This window comes from Bradyrhizobium tropiciagri, assembly GCF_018130505.1.
Lineage (GTDB): Bacteria > Pseudomonadota > Alphaproteobacteria > Rhizobiales > Xanthobacteraceae > Bradyrhizobium > Bradyrhizobium tropiciagri_B.
In genome coordinates, this window is sequence record NZ_JAFCKH010000008.1 from 20504 (window position 1) to 35935 (window position 15432).

General features: G+C 65.2%; 14 protein-coding genes. 2 read left to right on the forward strand and 12 right to left on the reverse strand.

What is annotated here, in order from left to right; all coding sequences use genetic code 11:
• Positions 1–18 precede the first annotated feature (18 nt).
• The 12 genes from JQ633_RS20460 to JQ633_RS20515 form a co-directional block, all read right to left on the reverse strand.
• Complete coding sequence (locus JQ633_RS20460; RefSeq protein ID WP_211986896.1) at positions 19–1221, reverse strand: CaiB/BaiF CoA transferase family protein; 1203 nt, start codon at positions 1219–1221, stop codon at positions 19–21.
• Positions 1222–1418: 197 nt separating this feature from the next.
• Positions 1419–1739 carry a hypothetical protein gene (locus tag JQ633_RS20465; RefSeq protein ID WP_211986897.1) on the reverse strand — a complete coding sequence of 107 codons (321 nt, stop codon included), beginning with the start codon at positions 1737–1739 and terminating at the stop codon, positions 1419–1421.
• Positions 1740–1897: 158 nt separating this feature from the next.
• Positions 1898–2101, reverse strand: coding sequence for a hypothetical protein (locus JQ633_RS20470; RefSeq protein ID WP_211986898.1), 204 nt, complete (start codon positions 2099–2101; stop codon positions 1898–1900).
• Between the two features lie 56 nt (positions 2102–2157).
• Complete coding sequence (locus JQ633_RS20475; RefSeq protein WP_211986899.1) at positions 2158–3690, reverse strand: class I adenylate-forming enzyme family protein; 1533 nt, start codon at positions 3688–3690, stop codon at positions 2158–2160.
• Positions 3690–4859, reverse strand: coding sequence for an acetyl-CoA acetyltransferase (locus tag JQ633_RS20480; protein WP_211986900.1), 1170 nt, complete (start codon positions 4857–4859; stop codon positions 3690–3692). Before JQ633_RS20480 ends, JQ633_RS20475 begins: the two co-directional genes overlap by 1 nt.
• 45 nt (positions 4860–4904) lie before the next feature.
• On the reverse strand, positions 4905–5555 hold the full coding sequence (eda, locus tag JQ633_RS20485; protein ID WP_211986901.1) for a bifunctional 4-hydroxy-2-oxoglutarate aldolase/2-dehydro-3-deoxy-phosphogluconate aldolase: 651 nt from the start codon (positions 5553–5555) through the stop codon (positions 4905–4907).
• Complete coding sequence (locus tag JQ633_RS20490) at positions 5552–6508, reverse strand: sugar kinase (protein WP_211986902.1); 957 nt, start codon at positions 6506–6508, stop codon at positions 5552–5554. The genes eda and JQ633_RS20490 overlap by 4 nt, the downstream gene beginning before the upstream one ends.
• A gap of 28 nt (positions 6509–6536) precedes the next feature.
• Positions 6537–7523, reverse strand: coding sequence for a D-erythronate dehydrogenase (gene denD / locus JQ633_RS20495; RefSeq protein WP_211986903.1), 987 nt, complete (start codon positions 7521–7523; stop codon positions 6537–6539).
• Positions 7524–7575: 52 nt separating this feature from the next.
• Complete coding sequence (locus tag JQ633_RS20500) at positions 7576–8499, reverse strand: carbohydrate ABC transporter permease (protein ID WP_211986904.1); 924 nt, start codon at positions 8497–8499, stop codon at positions 7576–7578.
• A 65-nt stretch (positions 8500–8564) separates the two neighbouring features.
• A complete protein-coding gene (locus JQ633_RS20505) occupies positions 8565–9524 on the reverse strand; it encodes a carbohydrate ABC transporter permease (protein ID WP_211986905.1) in 960 nt (319 codons plus the stop codon).
• A 107-nt stretch (positions 9525–9631) separates the two neighbouring features.
• Positions 9632–10951 carry an ABC transporter substrate-binding protein gene (locus tag JQ633_RS20510; protein ID WP_211986906.1) on the reverse strand — a complete coding sequence of 440 codons (1320 nt, stop codon included), beginning with the start codon at positions 10949–10951 and terminating at the stop codon, positions 9632–9634.
• A gap of 80 nt (positions 10952–11031) precedes the next feature.
• The gene (locus tag JQ633_RS20515; protein ID WP_211986907.1) at positions 11032–12099 is read right to left on the reverse strand and encodes an ABC transporter ATP-binding protein; all 1068 of its coding nucleotides are present in this window, start codon (positions 12097–12099) and stop codon (positions 11032–11034) included.
• Positions 12100–12306: 207 nt separating this feature from the next.
• On the opposite strand from JQ633_RS20515, the gene JQ633_RS20520 reads away from it, so the two are divergent.
• Together JQ633_RS20520 and JQ633_RS20525 are read left to right on the forward strand one after the other, a co-directional pair.
• A complete protein-coding gene (locus tag JQ633_RS20520) occupies positions 12307–13335 on the forward strand; it encodes a LacI family DNA-binding transcriptional regulator (protein ID WP_211986908.1) in 1029 nt (342 codons plus the stop codon).
• A gap of 209 nt (positions 13336–13544) precedes the next feature.
• On the forward strand, positions 13545–15383 hold the full coding sequence (locus tag JQ633_RS20525; protein ID WP_211986909.1) for an IlvD/Edd family dehydratase: 1839 nt from the start codon (positions 13545–13547) through the stop codon (positions 15381–15383).
• Positions 15384–15432 lie beyond the last annotated feature (49 nt).

The following is a 15432-nucleotide window of genomic DNA, read 5'->3' on the forward strand; positions in this document are numbered from 1 at the left end:
TGCTCCTATGCCGTAACTTTACGCGCCGGCAGCGGACTTGACGACACCGTCGCGGACCATCGCCGCGATCTCGTCGTCGGAGAAACCGGCCTCCCGCAAGATCTCCGCGCTGTGCTCGCCGAGCCGCGGCGCCAGCCGGCTCGGCTCCACCTCGGTCTCCGACCAGCGTGCGGACGCCTTCATGCTGCGGATGCGGCCCTCGGTCGGGTGCTCGACGACGGGAAACATGCCGGTCGCGACCATATGCGGATCCTGCAGCAGGCTTTCGAGATCGTGCATCGGCATGACCGGCACGTCGGCCTTTTCCAGAATCTCGTTCCACTCGGCCGTGGTTTTGGTCTGCAGGATGCGCGCGAGCTCGGCGTAGACGACGTCGATATTGTTGGCGCGGCCGGCGAAGGTCGAGAATTTCGGATCGCTGCGCAGGTCGTCGCGGCCGGTGGCCTTGAAGAAATTCTCCCACTGCTTGTCGTTGTAGACGATCACGCAGATGTAGCCGTCCAGCGTCTTGTACGGCCGCCGGTCCGGCGACAGGTGCCGCGCGTAGCCGCCCTTGTCGAGCGGCGGGTCGTAGGTCAGCCCGCCCATGTGGTCGCCCATGACGAAGCCGGCCATGGTCTCGAACATCGGAATGTCGACGCGCTGGCCCTGCCCGGTGCGGTCGCGATGCACGAGGCTGGCGCAGATCGCGCCGACGGCAGTGAGGCCGACGATGCGGTCGACCAGCGCGTTCGGCACGTAGCGCGGCACGCCATCCGCGGTTTGCGCCATCAGCGCCGGCAGCGCGGTGGCGCCCTGGATCAGATCGTCATAGGCCGGCTTTGCGGCATACGGTCCCGCCTGGCCGAAGCCGAACACGCCGGCATAGATCAGGCGCGGATTGATCTGCGCGACCACATCGTAGCCGAGTTGCAGCCGCGCCATCGCCTGCGGGCGGACGTTGTAGACCAGCACGTCGGCCTTCGCGATCAGCCGCAGCACGGCCTCGCGCCCCGCCGGCTTCTTCAGGTCGAGACAGACCGAGCGCTTGCTGCGGTTGGTGTTGAGGAACACCGGCCCCATGCCGGGATGCCGCGTCGGCCCGATCTGCCGGGTCACGTCGCCGTCGGGCGACTCCACCTTGATGACGTCGGCGCCGTAGTCGCCCAGCATCTGGGTCGCATAGGGTCCCATCAGCACGGTCGTCATATCAACGACTTTGATGCCCTGCAGAGGTCCCATCGTCCTGTTCGCTCCCGAATGGTTCTGGTTATGGACCTAGTAACGGGAGGCCTTCGGGAAGATCAAGGGCGGCCGGGGTATGGCCGCATGCGCAGAACGTCCACGATCAGATTGTTCCGGCCGGCATTCCGGCTCCCGCAATCCGCGCGGGCAGAGCGCCTGCGCGCTCCGCCCGCCAGGAATCGCGGTGGCATGGATTATTGGACAATCTCCACCGGAATGGTGAATTCGTCGCCGTCGCCGCGGATCGTCACGTCGGTATATTCCGGACTGCGCGGCTTGTCGTATCGGACGGGGACGTGAGTAATCACCTGGATGACGGCACCGGTCGGCGGCACCTTCTTCACCTCCAGGATCAGTATCTTCGGGTTGATCCCTTGCGGCACCGCCTCGACGAGCGACACCCTGTATCCGCCAGTCGGGACGGTGACGCTGCCCGTCACATGCAAGGTGTTGTCCGCGCCCGGCATCTTGTCGAGCCAGGCTTTGAATTCGCCTTCGTCGGAATTACTCGCCATGAAACACTCCCCTCAAAATACCGGCAAACGCCGGCAAGGAGAGTAAAGCGCAAACATTCGGAAATCACAATCTAAAGTTGCACCATTCGACGGACTCGTTTTCCGATGCATAGCCTGCCGCAACGGCGGCACCCCGTGCTGATTACTGACCTACGGCACTACCCGCCGCCCGTCATCGCCTCGCGCGCGTTCAGCAACTTCTCCAGCTCCGCGTTCTGCTGCTCGAGGCGTTCGGAGATCCGCTCCTCGACTTCGGCTCCGGAGGCACCCGCGGCCTGCTCGATCAGCTGCCTGATATTGTCCCGCAGGATCGCGATGCGATCGTTCAGTTCGGACAGCGACAGCGAGGTTTCGATACCCATGGTCCATTCTCCGGGTGGCAGGCATTCGCAAGACTAGCGCGGCCGGGCTCTGCGGCCTATCCCTTCGCCATCATCTCGCGCAGCGTGGTTTTCAGCACCTTGCCGTAATTGTTCTTCGGCAATGCATCGAGATAGACATACTGCTTCGGCCGCTTGAACCGAGCGATCGAGCCGAGGCAATGCGCGTCGAGCTTGCCGTCGTCGGCGCTCGCGCCCTGCTCCAGAACGATGCAGGCGACGACGATCTCGCCCCATTCCGGATCCGGCACACCGATGGCCGAAACCTCGCGGACGTCGGGATGGGTCAGCAGTGCTTCCTCGACCTCGCGCGGATAGATGTTGGTGCCGCCGGAGATGATGACGTCCTTGGAGCGGTCCGACAGCGTCAGAAAACCGTTCGCGTCGAGCCGGCCGACATCGCCGGTGCGCAGCCAGCCGTCCTTCAGCGTCTCCGCATTGGCCTTCGGATTATTCCAGTAGCCGAGCATCACGGTTGCGCCCTTGACCTCGATCTCGCCGGCCTCGCCTGCCGGCAAGGGCCTGCCGTCCTTGTCCGTGATCCGCACGGTGACCACGCTCTGCGCCGTGCCGACCGAAGCCAGCCGTTCCAGATAGCGCGGGTGATCGCTGCGGCGGTGCCAGTCGCGCGACAGCGCGGTGATGGTCATCGGCGACTCGCCCTGGCCATAGATCTGCACGAAGCGCTGGCCCATGGTCGCGATCGCGTCCTTGATGTCGGCCGTATACATCGGCCCGCCGCCATAGATGATGGTGCGCAGCCCCTCGCCGTTCACGCCGCGTTTCTTCGCGGCGTCGACCAGCCGGCGCACCATGGTAGGCGCGGCGAACATCACGACATTGTCGAGCTGGCGGCCGAGATTGAGCACCTCGTCCGGATCGAAGCCGCCGGAATCCGGCACCACGTGCCGGCCGCCCATCCGGACATGCGGGAAATTGTAGAGGCCAGCGCCGTGCGAAATCGGCGCGGCGTAGAGCGAGGCGTCGCTCGGCGTCGCCGGATCGACGTCGGCGAGATAGCACAGCGACATGGCAAGCAGATTGCCGTGGCTGAGCATCACGCCCTTGGGCCGGCCTGTCGTGCCCGAGGTGTAGAACAGCCAGGCGAGATCATCGGTCTCGCGCGGCAGCGGCGACGGCACGCCCTCGCCGTTTCGCATGGTGTTGTACGCATCGCTGTCGACCGACAGCATCGTCATGCCGGCGGGACTATCGTCGCCGGCTTCGGTCAGCGCGCCGATCGTGTCATCGGACACGAAGGCGAGCTTGGCGCCGCCATTGCCGCAAATCCACGCCGCCTCGCGGCCGTGCAGCTTTGCGTTGATCGGGATCGCCGCGGCGCCGATCCACCAGATGCCGTACAGGCATTCGAGATATTGCGTGCAGTTCGACGCGAACAGCGCGACGCGGTCGCCGGCGCCGATACCGTGATCACGCGCCAGCGCCGCCCCGATCGAGGCGGCGCGGCGGGCGAAAGTCGCGTAGTCGGCGTCGAGGTCGAAGCCGGTCAGCAGCGCCGGTGCGTCGGGACGCGCCCGCGCCGTCGCTGCCAGCCATTCGGCAATGTTCACTACTTCGCCGGCTCGAGGATCGAGACGTAGTTGGCGACGGCGGCGCCGCCCATGTTGAAGATGCCGCCGATCTGCGCGTCCTTGAGCTGCATGCCCTCAGGCGCCTGCCCGGTGAGCTGCATCGCGGTCATGACGTGCATCGAGACGCCGGTGGCGCCGATCGGATGGCCCTTGGCCTTGAGGCCGCCGGACGGATTGACCGGCAGCTTGCCGTCCTTCTGGGTCCAGCCTTCCATGACCGCGCGCGCGCCCTGCCCCTTCGGCGTCAGGCCCATCGCTTCATATTCGATCAGCTCGGCGACGGTGAAGCAGTCATGAGTCTCGACGAAGGAGAGGTCGGAGAGCTGCAGGCCGGCCTTCTGCAGCGCGCGCTGCCAGGCCGTGGTGCAGCCTTCGAACTGCAGGATGTCGCGCTTCGACATCGGCAGGAAATCCTGCGCATGCGCGGTGGCGCGGATGTTCACCGCCTTGCCCATGGTCTTCGCGGTCTCGGCGTCGGTCAGCACCAGCGCGGCGGCGCCGTCGGACACCAGCGAGCAGTCGGTGCGCTTCAGCGGGCCGGCGACGAACGGGTTCTTCTCGCTCTCGGCGCGGCAGAACTCGAAGCCGAAATCCTTCCGCATCTGCGCATAGGGATTGGCGACGCCGTTCTTGTGGTTCTTGGCGGCGATCATCGCCAGCGCGTCCGACTGGTCGCCGTATTTCTGGAAATAGGCCTGCGCGATCTTGCCGAACACGCCGGCAAAGCCGCCGACCGTGTCGCCGTCCTCAGGCAGATACGACGCTTTCAGCAGGTTCTTGCCGATCTCCGGGCCCGGCGTCCGGGTCATCTGCTCGACGCCGACCACCAGCACGACCTTGGCGGCGCCGGCCTCGATGGCGCGAATGCCCTGGTGCACGGCGGCGGAACCGGTGGCGCAGGCGTTCTCGACGCGCGTGGTCGGCTTGAAGCGCAGCGCAGGATTGGCCTGCAGCACCAGCGAGGCGGTAAAATCCTGCGGCGAGAAGCCGGCGTTGAAATGGCCGAGCATGATCTCGTCGACGTCGGAGGCCGCAATCCCGGCATCAGCCAGCGCCTCGTTGGCGACCTTGACGACGAGTCCCTCGACGGTCTCCGCGTCGAACTTACCGAAAGGCGTGTGCGCCCAACCGACGATGCTGGCTGTCATGGACATATCTCCCTGTTCCTGTTCGGGGAGTTATGTAACCCACCTTCAGGCCGATTTCAGCGATTTCATCGCCTGTGCGCACATGGCGGTTATGCCCGCCCAATTGCCGGCGCGGATATCGGCGGCCGGGCACAGCCAGGAGCCGCCGACCGCCAGCACATTCGGCTCGGCGAGCCAGGTTGCCGCGTTGGCCTCACCGATGCCGCCGGTCGGGCACACCCTGACGTTCGGGAACGGCCCGGCGAGCGCCCGCAGTGCCTTGATACCGCCGGCCTGCTCGGCCGGAAAGAATTTCACGACGTCGAAGCCGTACGCCAGCGCCTGCATCAGTTCGGAGGCAGTCGCGATGCCCGGCGCGAACGGCAGCCGGCTCGACGCGGCGGCCTTCAGCAGCTCGGGCGTCGCACCGGGGCTGATACCGAATTTGGCGCCGAGCGCCTCGGCGCGCGCCAGATCGTCGCCGTTGAGGATGGTGCCGATCCCGACGATGGCCTCCGGCACCTCGGCAATGACGGCCTTGGCCGCCTCGGCCGCGACCGCGGTGCGCAATGTCACCTCCAGCGTGCGCACGCCGCCGGCGACCAGCGCCTTGGCGAGCGGCACGGCGTCCTCCAACCGCTCGATGGTCAGCACCGGGATCACGACGGCTTGCCGGATCAGGTCGGCCATGTGCTGCTGTTTCACGGTCTCGGTCATTGCGAAGCCTTGCGGGAGTTTGCCGGCCGCAGCGTCTTCTTCGGCGGCATGGCGTAGCGTGGAATGATCGCGCCGGGATAGCACACGACGACGCCGGCAAGCCGGTGGCCCGCGCGCGCCGCGTCCTCCGGCTCGGCGCCGCCGACCCGCGCGGCAAGGTAGGCCGCGGCAAAGCTGTCGCCGGCCGCCGTGGTATCGACCACCGGCTTCGTCAGCGGCTCCGCCCTCACCTCGCTCGAGCCGCCGGCATGGCGCAGGATGCAGACGGGTTGGGCGAGCTTCAGCACCACCTCGGGGCTGGAGATGCCGGCCAGCAGAGCGGTCTTGCTCTCGCCGGGATAGAGCGGCCCCAGATCCTCGGTAGAGGCGAGCACGATATCGGCGGTTTCGAACGCACTGCTGAATACCTTCCGTGCCACGCTCAGGTCGGGCCAGCCGCGGGCGCGGAAATTGGTGTCGAACGCAAACCGGGTCCCGAGCAGCCGCGCCCGCGTCAGCGCCGCCATCAGCCGCTCGCGTCCCTCCTCTTGCAGGATCGAGAGCGTGATGGCCGAGAGATAGACGAGGTCATAGGTCGCGAGCGAGTTGAGGATCACATCCGTCTCGGGCAGATCCATCAGGCTGCGCGCCGCCGCGCTGTCGCGCCAGTGGAAGAACTGCCGCTCGCCCTTGTCGTCGGTCTGGATCATGTAGAGCCCCGGCAGCTTGCCGGGCAGCCGCGCGACCCGCTTGGTGCCGATGCCTTCCGCGGCCCAGCCAGCGATCATCTCGTCGCTCAGCGCATCGTCGCCGAGCGCGGTGATGTAATCGACGTCGACGCCGAGCCGCGACAGGTAGACCGCGGTGTTGAGCGTGTCGCCGCCGTAGCCGCGCGAGTACAGACCGCCGGGCTGCGCACCGGGCCCCTGGCGCAGCTCGATCATACACTCGCCGATGCAGGCAACCCGGGTCATTTCAAGTGCCGCGCTCGCCGGATCACGCTCAGGCGGCGAATTTGCCGCCGAGCTCGTCCTCGATGTGGATACGGATGATGTCGTCGAAGGTCTTCTCGGCCGTGGTGAAGCCGAGCTTCAGCGCGCGGTCGGCGACGAAATCGCGCGGCCAGCCCGAGACGATGCCGATGATGGTCGGATCGGGCACCCGCTTGATGCGCGCCACGACGTTCTTGCCGGCGACGCGCTCCAGCGCTGCGATCTGCTCGCCGACGGTGACCGACATTCCGGGCATGCTGAGATTGCGGCGCGGGCCCATCGCGTTGAGGTCCATCGTGCCGGCGTGGACCAGGAAGCCGACCGCCGATTTCGGCGAGGCGTGCCAGTGCCGCACGTCCTCGGACACCGGCAGGATCGCCTCCTCGCCGGCGAGCGGTTCGCGGATGATGTTGGAGAAGAAGCCGGACGCCGCCTTGTTCGGCTTGCCCGGCCGCACGCAGATCGTGGGCAGGCGAATGCTGATGCCGTCGAGCAGGCCCTTGCGGGTGTAGTCGTTGATCAGGAGCTCGCAGATCGACTTCTGGGTGCCGTAGCTGGTCAGCGGCGTGTGGAAGAATTCGTCGCCGATCTTTTCCGGGAACGGCGCGCCGAACACCGCGATCGAGGACGTGAACACCAGGCGCGGCTTGTAGCCGCCGCCGACCGCGCGGATCGCGTCGATCAGATAGCGGGTACCGTCGAGGTTGATGCGGTAGCCCTTGTCGAACTCGGCCTCCGCCTCGCCCGACACGATCGCGGCGAGATGGAAGATGACGTCCGGGCGCTCGGCGATCAGCGGCGCGGCGGCGCCGGCATCGGCGAAATCGGAGGCGACCACCTTGACCGGGATCTTCGCGCCCGCGGGCTTCTGCGGCTCGACCACGTCCTGCAGGGTCATCGTGCCGATGTCGCGGTTGCCGAGCCGGCCCTCGCGCAGCAAGCGTTCGGTCAGCTTGCGGCCGACCATGCCGGCGGCGCCCAGAATCAGAATGTGCACGACCCTGCTCCTTTTCTTCTCTTCTTCGAATTCAGACGCGGGGCCTTGCGCGCTATTCCTTCACGGCGCCCGTCATCGCCGAGACATAATGCTCCACGAAGAAGGCGTAAAGAATAACCAGCGGCAGCGAGCCGCATAGCGCCCCTGCCATCAGCGAACCCCAGCGATAGATGTCGCCGTCAACGAACTCGTTGACGATGGCGACCGGCACCGTCTTGTTCGGGGTCGATTGCAGGAACGTCAGCGCGTAGATGAACTCGTTCCAGCACAGCGTGAAGCAGAAGATGAAGGCCGAGATCAGGCCGGGAATGGCGAGCGGCAGCACGATCTTGATCAGGATCTGCCAGCGGCTGGCGCCGTCGATCAGCGCGCATTCCTCGAGCTCGAACGGGATGGTCTTGAAGTAGCCCATCAACAGCCAAGTCGAGAACGGGATCAGGATGGTCGGATAGGTCAGGATCAGCGCCAGCGGCGAATCGAACAGGCCGTACTGGAACACGACGGTCGCCAGCGGAATGAACAGGATCGACGGCGGCACCAGGTAGGCCAGGAAGATCAGACCGCCGACCAGATTGGCGCCCTTGTAGCGCAGCCGCACGATCGCATAGGCCGCGAGCACGCTGGCGATGATCGAGAGCACGGTAGCGCCGACCGCGACATACATCGTGTTCCACAGCCAGTGCGGATAGTAGCTCTCGAACAAGAGCTTGTGGATGTGCTTGAAGGTCGGATTCCAGGTCCAGAACGGATTGTACTTGTCGAGGTCGAGCAGCTGTTCGTCCGGCTTGATCGCCGTCAGCCCCATCCAATAGAACGGGAACAGCAGGATCACGACGATGATCGACAGCGGGATGTACAGCGTCACGATCCGTCGCGGCACCGACTGCAGGTAGCTCATGCCCTCGCTGTTGTCGACGCGCGCCGGCGTCGACAGGATGGACTTGAGATCGACTTTCTGAGCAGGAAGATCAGTCATTGCTCTCTCCCTGCGCGCGCGGGGCCTGCCCCGTTCGCGCCAACAAAAAAGCGACGCAGCAGGGATCAGTCATTGCTCTCTCCCTGTTGCCACTTGCGGCGCTGCAGACCGAACCAGGACACCATGATCGCAGCGAGCAGGAACGGGATCATCGCGCTCGAGATCGCGGCGCCCTCGCCGAGCTGGCCGGCGATGATCGCGCGCTGATAGGACAGCGTCGCCATCAAATGGGTGGCGTTGACCGGGCCGCCGCGGGTCATCGCCCAGATCAGCTGGAAGTCGGTAAAGGTAAACAGCACCGAGAAGGTCATCACCACGGCGATGATCGGCGTCAGCAACGGATAGGTGATGAAGCGGAACATCTGCCACCGCGAGGCGCCGTCGAGCGTTGCCGCTTCATAGAGCGACGGCTGCACGGTCTGCAGGCCCGCCAGCAGCGTGATCGCCACGAACGGCACGCCGCGCCAGATGTTGGCGAAGATTACGCAGATGCGAGCCCACGTGGTGTCGCCGAGGAAATTGATGTTCTGGGTGATCAGCCCGAGATGCTTCAGCGACCAGGAGATGATCGAGAACTGGGAGTCGAAGATCCACCAGAACGCCAGCGCCGACAGCACGGTCGGGACGATGAACGGGATCAGCACCGCGGCGCGCAGCAGCGCCTTGAACGGCATGCGCTCGTTGAGCAGCAGCGCAAGATAGAGCCCGACCGCGAATTTTATCGCGCTGGCGATGAAGGTGTAGATCAGCGTGTTGAACACCGACAGCCAGAAGATGGCGTCGTCCCATAGCCACTCATAGTTCTCGGTTCCGATGAAATGGCCGACGCGGCCGATACGGGTGTCGGTGAAGGACAGCCAGATCCCGAGCCCCAGCGGATAAGCCAGGAAGAAGATCAGGAACGCCAACGCCGGCAGCATGAACCAGAAGCCGAGCCAGTTCCTGTTGTGGCGCAGCTGCTCCCAGGCGGTCGCTTCGCGGATTTCGGTTTTCGCACGTCGCGGCGCAAGGGCGATGTCAGCCATAGGCGATGTCCCGATTGCTCATATGATGAGCATGACTACGCAAAAGTCCAATGATGGCATTCCAATGATCGCGCGCGGGCGGCGGTATGCCGCCCGCGCCGATCACATCAGCGATAGATCCGCTTCAGCTGCCGTTCGGCTTCGGCCATCGCGGCCTTGCCGTCCTTGGCGCCGGTGCAGTAGTTCGCGAACATGTCGACCACGATGAAGTCGGCGATCGCGGTCGCCGCCTTCTCGCCGGGCGTGCCGATGCCGGAGGCCGGCAGCGCGCGCTTGGAGGCCTGGCCGAACACCGCATTGTTCGGATCGGCGGTCCATACCGGCGCCGAGTCGTAGGCGTTCAGCGTCTGGGTGAGATAACCCCGCGCGCCGGACAGCCACTTCTCGAAGTTTTCCTTCTCCAGCATGAAGGCGATGAACGCCTTCGACGCATTCGGATATTTGGTGAAGTTGAAGGCCAGGATCGGAACCGCGAGCTGCAGCTCGGTCGGCTTGCCGATCGGGCCGACCGGCCACAGCGCGTGGCCGATGTCCTCGGCGAGCTCCTTCTTGCTCGGGTCGTCCTTGGCCGCGACATAGATCGAGATGCCGTTCGAGGTCAGGTACAATTCGCCCGACAGGAAGGCCTTGTTGTTGGAGGAATCGTTCCAGGACGCGACGCCGGGAATGAAGGTCTCCGACAGCTGCTTGGCGTAGTCCAGCGCCTTCATCGTCTCCGGCGAGTTGATGATGACCTTGTCGTCCTTGTCGACGGTCCAGGCGTTGAAGCCCCACAGGATGTTGTGCACCCAGGCATTGGCGTCGCCGGTGGCGTGGCCAAGCGCGAAGCCGGCCGGCGTGTTGTTCTTCTTGAGCGCCTTGCAGAGCTCGAGATAGGCCGGGAAGTCGGACGGCACCTGCTTGAAGCCCGCCTTCTCCACCGCTGACTTGCGATAGGTCAGATAACCGCCGACGGTGGCGACGGGGATGCCGAGCCAGTCATTGCCCTGCTTGCAGGTCTTGGCCGCGGCGTCGGTCCAGCCGCCATATTTGTTGCCGAGATAGTCGGCAACGTCGTTCATCTTGAGAACCTTGGTCGGGAACAGCTGCGGCAGCGTGTGCAGGCCCCATGCGAGGTCGAGGCCCGAGCCGGTGTTGGCGGCGACGGAGGCCTTCGGCTGCACGTCCTCGAACGACTCGCTGAACACGTTCATCTCGGTGCCGGTCGCCGTCTTGAAGGCTGCGACCATCGCATTGAACGCATCGTCTTCCGCCGGCACGAAGCGCTTCCAGCGCATCACGGTGAGCTTGGCACCGGGCTCGGCCTTCCACGGCGCGCTCTGCGCCCAGGCCTTGGCAAAATCAAGCAGCGCGGGCCCGGTGAGCATGCCGGTTGCGGCCAGCGCAGTGCCGCCCTGAAGCAGCGAGCGGCGAGTCAAGTCGTGCATCGTCCTTCCCTCCCTATGAATGGTTTTTATTATTTTTTTGAAGCCCGGCTTGTTGGTCAGCCGTTGCAGCAGTCAATCAGTCAGCTGTTGAGTCGCTTCCCCGTCGAGTCGTCGAACAGATGAACCAGCGACGGATCCGGCTTCAGCCGAACCTTGTCGCCGGGATTGAACAGATGCCGCTCGCGGAACACGGCGACGACCTGCTCGCCGCCGAGCTTGGCGAACACCTGGGTCTCCGAGCCGGTCGGCTCGACCACCACGATCTCCGCCTCCGCGCCGTCATCGGCGATGGTGAAATGCTCGGGACGCACGCCATAGACCGCGGGCTTGCCGTCGGAATTGGCCGGCGCCGATGCCAGCGGCAGCTTGACGCCGTTCGGCCCCTCGAAATAGGCGGCGCCGTTGACCTTGACCTGGCCCTTGAGGAAATTCATCGCCGGCGAGCCGATGAAGCCGGCCACGAACTGGTTCTCCGGCTTGTCGTAGAGCTCGAGCGGCGAGCCCATCTGCTCGACGATGCCGTCATGCATCACCACGATCTTGTCGGCCATGGTCATGGCCTCGATCTGGTCGTGGGTGACGTAGACCGTGGTGGTGCGCAGCCGCTGATGCAGTTCCTTGATCTCGGTGCGCATCGCGACGCGCAGCTTGGCGTCGAGGTTGGAGAGCGGCTCGTCGAACAGGAACACCTGCGGATCGCGGACGATGGCGCGGCCCATCGCAACGCGCTGGCGCTGGCCGCCGGAGAGCTGGCGTGGATAACGATCGAGCAGCGGCGTCAGTGCCAGGATTTCCGCGGCGCGCTTGACGCCGGTCGAGATCTCCTCGGCCTTGGCGCCGCGCAGCTTCAGCGAGAAGCCCATATTGTCCGCAACCGTCATGTGCGGGTAGAGCGCATAGTTCTGGAACACCATCGCAATGTCGCGCTCCTTGGGCTGGACATTGTTGACGACGCGTTCGCCGATCGAGATCGTGCCGGAGGTGATGTTCTCGAGCCCGGCCAGCATACGCAGCAGGGTCGACTTGCCGCAGCCGGAGGGGCCGACCAGAACGACGAACTCGCCGTCCTCGATCGGGATCGTCACGCCGTGCAGGACCTCAAAATTGCCGAACGATTTCCGCACGTCGCGAATCTGGACCGACGACATCCACTTCCCTCCCTCAAGTTCCCGGCGGCGTACGACGGATGCCGCGACCGCTCTGTTTTGTTTCTGCCGCGCTTGCGCGCACGGCACTGTTGGACTGTTGTTATTGTCCGCAGTTTACACGGTTTTGGCAATCGTTCGATTAGCAACGGCTTGGTAGCGCTGTCAATATCAGTTTGTCCGCCGGCCTGCCTGTGATATGAGCGGCAAATGGCCCGAAAGCGCATCACGCCAGGCAAGATCCGGCTGACCGAGGTCGCCAAACTCGCCGGCGTCAGCCCGATCACGGCGTCGCGCTTCTTCAGGAATCCCGAGGCCCTCTCCGTCGGCAAGCGCGCGCGGGTCGAAAGTGCGGCAAAAGAACTCGGCTATGTCCCCAACCTCGCCGCGCGGGCGCTCGCCTCGCAGCGCACCGAGGTGATCGGTGTCCTGATCCCGTCCCTGACCAACAACGTGTTCGCCGACGTGCTGCGCGGCATCTATGACGCGCTCGACGGCAGCCGCTACAGCATCCAGCTCGCCAACACCCGCTACAGCATCCTGCAGGAAGAACGCCTGCTGCGTCTGTTTCTGGCACAGAAGCCGGCCGGCCTGATCGTCACCGGCATCAACCAGACCGCGGATTCGCGCGTCATCATGGAGTCGGTCGACTGTCCGATCGTCCAGATCATGGAGATCGGCCCCGCCCCGGTCGACATGATGATCGGATTCTCGCATTTTGACGCAGGAAGGGCCGCCATCGCCCACCTGCTCGACCAGGGCTACCGCCGGATCGGCTTCCTCGGCGCGCGCATGGATCCGCGGGTGCAGCGGCGGCTTGAAGGCTACCGCTCCGCGATGACCGAGGCCGGGCTGTTCGACGAACGACTCATCGTCACGACGGCGGTGCCGACCTCGATGACGCTCGGCGGCACGCTGTTCGCCGACCTGCTCGCCAAGGCGCCGGACATCGAGGCCGTGTTCTGCGTCAATGACGACCTCGCGCTCGGCGCGCTGTTCGAGTGCAAGCGGCGGCACATGGTGGTGCCCGACCAGATGGCGATCGTCGGCTTCAACGACCTCGAATTCATGGCCTCGAGCGTGCCGACGCTGACCAGCGTGCGCACCAACCGCTACGAAATGGGCAGGAACGCTGCCATGATGGTGCTCGAGACGCTGGCGGGACGCCGCCCGGCCGAGCCCGTGGTCGATCTCGGCTTCAGTGTCATGGAGCGGCAAAGCTCGACGCGACGCGTCTGACATGCGCCGGCAGCAACCCATCAAGACGAAATGGAAATGACAAAATGATAGCGCAACCAAAGTCGTTCAACTAAGGTCCAATTCCTCAATCAGCACACCAGTGCGTGATCGAACAGGTTTGTAATGCGCAACGATTTGCGCGAGGTAGAACAGGCAGAAATCAGAGCCCTTGAACGGGCCGATGCGACTTCGCATTGCGGGAGAAACCAATGACAAAACCCCACACCAACGGGCACGACGGCGCGGGCCAGAACACCAGGGGCCGCGGCCGCAAGCTCCGCTCCCAGGAGTGGTTCAACAACCCGCACAATCCGGGCATGACCGCGCTCTATCTCGAGCGCTACCTGAATTACGGCCTGACGCGCGAGGAGCTGCAGGCCGGCAAGCCGATCATCGGCATCGCCCAGACCGGCAATGACCTGTCGCCCTGCAACCGCCATCACCTCGAGCTTGCGCACCGGGTCCGCGAGGGCATCCGCGCCGCCGGCGGCATCGCGATGGAGTTTCCGACCCACCCGATCCAGGAAACCGGCAAGCGGCCGACCGCGGCGCTCGACCGCAACCTCGCCTATCTCAGCCTGGTCGAGGTGCTGTTCGGCTATCCGCTCGACGGCGTGGTGCTGACCACCGGCTGCGACAAGACCACGCCGGCCTGCATGATGGCGGCGGCGACCGTCAATATGCCCGCGATCGTACTGTCGGGCGGCCCGATGCTGAACGGCTGGCACGAAGGCCAGCGCACCGGCTCCGGCACCGTGGTGTGGAAGGCGCGCGAGCGGCTCGCCGCGGGCGAGATCGACTATGAGCAGTTCATCGAGATCGTGGCCTCGTCCGCACCGTCGGTCGGTCATTGCAACACCATGGGCACCGCCTCGACCATGAACTCGCTGGCGGAAGCGCTCGGCTTCTCGCTGCCGGGCTGCGCGGCGATCCCGGCGCCCTATCGCGAGCGCGGCCAGATCGCCTACGAGACCGGCAAGCGCATCGTCGACATGGTCTGGGAGGACCTCAAGCCCTCGGACTTCCTGACCCGCCAGGCATTCGAGAACTGCATCGTGGTCAACTCGGCGATCGGCGGCTCGACCAACGCGCCGATCCACATCAACGCACTGGCGCGCCATGTCGGCGTCGAGCTGTCGATCGATGACTGGCAGAAATACGGCCACGACGTGCCGCTGCTGGTCAACATGCAGCCGGCCGGCTTCTATCTCGGCGAGGAATATCACCGCGCCGGCGGCGTGCCGTCCGTGGTGCGCGAATTGATCAAGCACAAGCGCATCCACGAGGGCGCGCTCACCGTCAACGGCCGCAGCATGGGCGAGAACTGCAAGGATGCGCCCGCGCCCGACGGCGACGTGATCTGGGGCTACGACAAACCGCTGGTGAAGGACGCCGGCTTCATCGTGCTGCGCGGCAATCTGTTCGATTCCGCGATCATGAAGACCAGCGTCATCTCCAAGGAATTCCGCGACCGCTATCTGTCCAACCCGAAGGACCTCAACGCTTTCGAGGGCCGCGCCATCGTGTTCGAGGGACCGGAGGATTATCACGAGCGGATCGAGGATCCCGCGCTCGGCATCGACGAGCACTGCGTGCTGTTCATCCGCGGCACCGGCCCGATCGGCTATCCCGGCGGCGCCGAGGTGGTGAACATGCAGCCGCCGGCGGCGCTGATCAAACGCGGCATCCTCTCCCTGCCCTGCATCGGCGACGGCCGGCAGTCCGGCACCTCGGGCTCGCCGTCGATCCTCAACGCTTCGCCCGAGGCCGCCGCCGATGGCGGGCTCGCGATCCTGAAGACCGGCGACAAGGTGCGCATCGATCTCAACAAGGGCTCTGCCAACATCATGATCTCGGAGGACGAGCTGCGCACCCGCCGCGCCGAGCTGAAGGCCAAGGGCGGCTTCCCCTACCCGGCCAACCAGACGCCGTGGCAGGAGCTCTACCGCCAGACCGTCGGCCAGCAATCGACCGGCGCCTGCCTCGAACTCGCGACGCGCTACCAGGACATCGCCGGCAAGGTCGGCGTCGCCCGGGATAACCACTAAGCCATCACCACCGTCATTCCGGGGCGGTCCGCAGGGCCGAGCCCGGAAT